Here is a 5,558-nt window from a genome sequence, read left to right as displayed (position 1 = left end):
GGCGATCGCGACGGCGGCTCGCACCCAGGCCTGGGGCGTGCGCGCCCGCTGACCCCTCCCTCGCCCCGACCGCCCTCCCTTCCGCCCGCTCCGGCCCGCCGAGGTCTCGGTTCGGACACGGACGCGGCTCGGCCGCAAAAGCCATTGACTCTGCCCGCACCTGAAACTAGATTTCTCGGATGGTCGCTGGGGAGAATCTGCATTTCATCGCTGCGCCCAGCCGCGACCTCGTCCTGTTCAGCGCCCACGCGCGGTCCCTGGCCCCGACCGTCTCCGCGCCGATGCGCCGCATCCTCGAGCTCATCCTCGAGCGACCGGCCGACATCGGCGGGCTCGACGCCCGCGAGGTCGCGGAGCGGACCGGCAGCTCGTCTGCCACGGTGGTGCGCACCGCTCGCCGGCTTGGTTACGGCGGCTACCGAGAGATGCGGCTGGCCCTCACCGCCATGACGGCCGCCGCCCCGAGACAGGCCCAGGAGCGGGTCATCGGCGACATCGAGGCCGACGACGACGTGGCGTCGGTGATCAACAAACTGGCTCGGGACGAGCAGGACACCGTGCACGCCACCGCCAGGAGCGCCGACCCCGACGTGGTCGACCAGGTCGCGGCGCGCATCGTCGCCGCAGGCACGGTTCACCTGTTCGGCGTGGTCGCCTCCGGCCTGGTGGCCGTCGACTTCGCCGGCAAGCTCAACCGGATCGGCATCCGGGCGGTGCCGCACACCGAGGGGCACGAGGCGCTGACCGCCGCTGTGCTGATGGGCCCCGACGACCTCGCCATCGGCATCTCCTCGTCCGGATGCACCGCGGACGTGCTCGAGGCCGTGCGCCAGGCGCAGCGCCACGGCGCGGGGACCGTGGCAATCAGCACCGACCCCCGTTCGCCGCTGGCCGGGCTCAGCGAGCTCGTGCTCGTGTCCGTGGTCGGTCGCGAGTCACAGATCCGGCCGGCCGCCCTGAGCTCTCGCATCTCCCAGCTGTTCCTGATCGACGCCGTTTTCATCCGTGTCGTCCAGCTGACCTACGACCGCTCGTCCGCCCTGATGCACGCCACCCACGAGGCCCTCCTCGGGCGGCGACGGCACGTGTCGCCGGTCACCGAACCCGCGCGCGGCGGCGAGCAGCACGTCATACCAACCACGCCCCAACGAAGGAGAGAACACCGATGAGGTTCAGTAACAAGGCGGGCGTCGCGGTGCTCGCGGCAGCCAGCATGCTGCTCGCCGGGTGCGGCGACGACGGTTCACCGTCGGCCGGCTCGACCGGCGGCGGTGGCGACTCATCACTCACCTGGTGGGTGATGAAGGGGACCAATCCCGACGCGAGCGCCTTCTACGCCGAGGCCAAGAAGCAGTTCAAGAAGGAGACCGGCGCCACCTTGAAGGTCCAGGAGATCCAGTGGGCGGACGCACACGACAAGCTGGTCCGCGCGTTCGCCGGGGGTGAGGGCCCCGACGTGTCGGAGATCGGCACGACGTGGACCCCCGAGTTCGCGGCTGCCGGCGGCCTCACCGACCTGACCGACAAGATCAACGATTCGGGGGTGTCCAAGGACCTGATCCCGGCCCTCAAGGACTCGGCGACCTACAACGGCAAGATGTACGGAGTCGGTTGGTATGCCGGCACTCGCGCGATCGTCTACCGCACCGACATCTTCAAGAAGGACGGCCTCCAGCCGCCGACCAGCTGGGCGCAGCTGCAGTCGCTGGTCGACACGCTGCACAAGAAGGAACCCAAGATGTTGCCCTTCCCTGTCGCGGGTGGGAGCTCCTACGGCGCGGCGCCGTTCATCTGGGGCGCCGGCGGTGACTTCGCCACCAAGGACGGCGACCAGTGGAAGGGTGCGCTGGACTCGCCGCAGGCGCAGGAGGGCCTGACCTACTACACCAACCTGGCGCTCAAGCACCACTCGTCGAGCACCGGTGCGGCCACCTGGCTCGAGACGGACCTGCTCGACTCCTTCACCAAGGGCAAGTCGGTCATGGTGATCCAGGGCAACTGGACGCCGGGCACCGTCGCCGAGCAGAACCCAGAGCTCAAGGGCAAGATCGGCGCCTTCGCCATCCCCGGCAAGGACGGGGGGATGGCACCGGCCTTCCTGGGCGGGTCCAACCTGGCCGTGCTCAAGACGAGCGAGAAGCAGGACCTGGCCTGGAAGTTCGTCAAGATGATGACGACCGGGACGCTGTCCAAAAAGTGGGCCGAGCAGACCAACTTCTTCCCCAGCACGCAGACGCAGCTGAAGAAGTTCGCCGAGAGCCCCGACCCGCTCGTGGCACCGTTCGCGAAGGTCATGCTGAACGCCGGCAAGAACGTGCCGAGTGCCCCGCAGTGGGGTGCGGTCGAGGGTGACAAGACCGTCTCCCAGATGCTGCAGTCGATCCTGACCGGCACCTCGGTGGCGGACGCGACGAAGAAGGCCTCGGACGCCATCACGAAGACGCTGAACTCCGGGAGCTAGTTCGTGGCAGGCACCACCGTGTCCGGCGGCTCGAGGGCGACCCTCGAGCCGCCGGAGCCACGCGATCCCTCGCTGCACAGCCGGCCACGGCCGCTGCGGGTCCGCCTCCGGCCGTGGCTGCTGCTCGCCGCGCCCCTGGTCGTGATCGGTGCGTTGCTCATCTACCCGATCGTGCGGGTCGCCTACCTCTCCTTCCACCGTTACGGCCTCAAGGAGGTCATCTCCGGGCACCCGGTCTTCACCGGCCTCGACAACTACCGCGAGGTGCTCGGCGGCTCCTACCTGTGGAAGACCGTCCTGCCCAACACGGTGGTCTTCGCCGCCTTCGCCGTCGTCGGCACGATCGTCCTCGGCACGCTGGTGGCCCTGCTGCTCCAGCGCGTCGGACCTGCCGTGCGCGCCGCCATCATCGCCTCTGCGCTGCTGGCGTGGGCGCTGCCGGCGGTGACGGGCACCTACGTCTGGGTCTGGATCTTCGACCCGGACAGCGGTGTCGTGCGCAAGATGCTGCAGGGCGTCGGACTGCTCGGACCGGAGGGGTTCAACTGGTTCACGGAGCGGTTGTCGTTCTACGCGATCGCGACGCTCAACGTGATCCACCACGGTTATCCGTTCATCGCGATCACCATCTTCGCCGGGCTGACCACTGTGCCGGCTGAGCTGCACGAAGCGGCCAAGATCGACGGCGCGAACGCCTGGCAGCGTTTCTGGCAGATCACCGTGCCGATGATGCGCCCGGTGTTCGCCGTCGTGACCATCCTGTCGACCATCTGGGACTTCAAGGTCTTCGCGCAGGTCTACCTGATGCCGGGGGGATCGGGCTCGAACCCGGACGTGTTCAACCTCGGTGTGTGGTCCTACGTGGAGTCGATCAACCGCAACCAGTACGGGCTCGGGGCCTCCATCGCGGTGCTGCTCACCCTGGTGCTCCTGGTGATCACCGTCGTCTACCTGCGCGCGCTCTTCCGCGAGGATGAGATCTCGTGAGCGCACCCCGCGAAGACCGCCCCACACTCCGTCCGGCACGTCGTTCGCAGCAGGCCCGAGCGAGCCGGCGGCGCAAGCGGGTCTACGGACCCGGCACCATCCTGGCCGTGGTGGGGATCCTCGCCTTCACCTTGTTCCCGATCTACTTCATGCTCACCACGGCGTTCAGCGCGCGGGCCAGCTCCGGCACCGACAACCTGATCCCGCGACACCTCACGTTCCGGCACTTCACCGAGGCGATGAGCTCCGGCTTCAGCCACTACCTGGTCAACTCGGCGTTCGTGACGATCGCGGTCGTGGTGATCTCCTGCCTGCTCGCGCTGCTGGGCGCGGTCGCGATGGCACGGTTCAGGTTCCGGATGCGGACCACGATGCTGGTGCTGGTGCTCGTCGTGCAGATGCTGCCGGCGGAGGCCCTGGTCATCCCGCTGTTCCTGCAGATGAAGGACCTGCGGATGCTCAACTCGCTGATCGGTCTGACCATCGTCTACATCGCCTTCGCGCTGCCCTTCGCGATCTGGAACCTGCGGGGGTTCGTGGCGGCGGTCCCGGTCGAGCTGGAGGAGGCGGCGTACCTCGACGGATGCTCCTGGTTCCGGATGTTCCGGTCCGTCCTCCTGCCGCTGGTCACGCCGGGGCTGATCGCCACGTCGGCCTTCTCGTTCGTCATGGCGTGGGAGGAGTTCACCTTCGCGATGACCTTCCTGTCCGAGGACAGCAAGATGACCGTCGGCATCGGCCTCAAGCAGTTCTTCGGCGCCCACGTCAACGACTGGGGCGGGCTGATGGCCGCGTCCACGATGGTGACGATCCCGGTCATGGTCGTCTTCGTGCTGGCGCAGCGCAAGCTCGCGGCCGGCCTCGTCGCCGGGGCGGTGAAGTAGGTGGCTGCCTCCGCGCCGGACCGGGCGCGGGCCGTCGAGCTCGCACACGCCGTCCTCATGCCCGGTTTCGGCGGCCGGGTCGTGCCGCCCTGGCTGGCCCGTGCGCTCGAGTCCGGGCTCGGCGGTGTGTGCTACTTCGGCCACAACATCGACACCCCCGACCAGGCGGCGCGGCTCTCCGCCGCGATCCACGATCTCGGGCTGGCAGTGACCGCGGTCGACGAGGAGGGTGGCATCGTCACCCGGTTGCACGCGGCGAACGGCTCGCCACATGTCGGCAACGCCGTGCTCGGGCGGGTCGACGACCTGGAGGTGACCCGCCGGGTGGCGCGTGACATCGCGGGTCAGCTGCGCCGCACCGGCATCGACCTCGACCTCGCACCGGTGGTGGACGTGAACGCCAACCCGCACAACCCGGTCATCGGCGTGCGATCCTTCGGTGCGGACCCGGCTCTGGTCGCACGGCACGGTGCCGCGTTCGTGGAGGAGCTGCAGGCCGCGGGAGTCGCGGCCTGCCCCAAGCACTTTCCCGGTCACGGCGACACCGTCGTCGACTCGCACGTCGGTCTCCCGGTCGTCGACGTCGACGTGGAGACGCTGCGCGCCCGTGAGCTGACACCCTTCGCCGCCGCCGTCGACGCCGGCGCACGGTGCGTGATGACAGCGCACATCGTCTTCCCCGCCCTGGACCGGGCACCCGCCACGTTGAGCGCCCCCGTGCTGTCCCTGCTCCGCGAGGGCCTCGGCTTCGAAGGGGTCATCGTGTCCGATGCCATTGACATGCGGGCGATCTCGGGCACCATCGGCTTTGGTGAGGGTGTGGTGAGGGCACTGCTCGCGGGCGTCGACCTGGTGGGTCTCGGCAACCCGGTGCTGGGCAAGGGCGACGACCCGCACGACGAGCACGAGTTCACCGAGGCGCTGCAGGCCGTGGTGGCCGCCCTGGAAGGTGGCCGGCTGCCGAGGCAGCGTGTCGTGGAGGCCGCCACCCGGGTTGGGTCGCTCGCCGCCTGGTCACAGGACCGTCGGTCCAGCTCATCGGAGGACGCCACCCTGGCGGGCCCTCCGTCGGTGGAGATCGCCGCGCGGGCGTTGCGCACCCGGGGAGCGGTGGAGGGCGCGCTGAGCGGACCGGTGCGGGTCCTCGACATCCGGAGGCGGCGCAACATCGCGAGCGGACGCCTCTCCGGCCTGCTGGCCGACACGCTCCTGGCCCGCCTGCCCGG

5 protein-coding genes are annotated in these 5,558 nt (G+C 69.3%); all 5 read left to right on the top strand.

Features of this window, described 5'->3' with window-relative positions:
* Window positions 1–179 precede the first annotated feature (179 nt).
* Complete coding sequence (locus tag FRW57_RS16430) at window positions 180–1,169, top strand: MurR/RpiR family transcriptional regulator (protein WP_137122564.1); 990 nt, start codon at window positions 180–182, stop codon at window positions 1,167–1,169.
* Window positions 1,166–2,461 (top strand): sugar ABC transporter substrate-binding protein, encoded by a 1,296-nt coding sequence (locus tag FRW57_RS16425; protein WP_202911627.1) that lies wholly within the window; start codon window positions 1,166–1,168, stop codon window positions 2,459–2,461. The genes FRW57_RS16430 and FRW57_RS16425 overlap by 4 nt, the downstream gene beginning before the upstream one ends.
* A gap of 3 nt (window positions 2,462–2,464) precedes the next feature.
* Entirely contained in the window at window positions 2,465–3,448 is a 984-nt protein-coding gene (locus tag FRW57_RS16420) for a carbohydrate ABC transporter permease (protein ID WP_137122565.1), read from the top strand.
* Window positions 3,449–3,546: 98 nt separating this feature from the next.
* Complete coding sequence (locus FRW57_RS16415) at window positions 3,547–4,332, top strand: carbohydrate ABC transporter permease (RefSeq protein ID WP_238384789.1); 786 nt, start codon at window positions 3,547–3,549, stop codon at window positions 4,330–4,332.
* Window positions 4,333–5,558 (top strand): glycoside hydrolase family 3 N-terminal domain-containing protein (locus FRW57_RS16410; RefSeq protein WP_203230372.1); only part of this gene is annotated, 1,226 nt, incomplete at its 3' end.

The organism is Segeticoccus rhizosphaerae (genome assembly GCF_009192725.1).
In the GTDB taxonomy this organism is placed as follows: Bacteria; Actinomycetota; Actinomycetes; order Actinomycetales; family Dermatophilaceae; genus Segeticoccus; species Segeticoccus rhizosphaerae.
The sequence above is the reverse complement of the archived record's forward strand: the minus strand, read 5'-3'. Positions and strand labels throughout refer to the sequence as shown.

Excerpts from the sequence above, each read along its gene's own strand:
- FRW57_RS16430 (WP_137122564.1), top strand. The coding sequence starts at position 180 with ATGGTCGCTGGGGAGAATCTGCATTTCATCGCTGCGCCCAGCCGCGAC.
- FRW57_RS16425 (WP_202911627.1), top strand. The coding sequence starts at position 1,166 with ATGAGGTTCAGTAACAAGGCGGGCGTCGCGGTGCTCGCGGCAGCCAGC.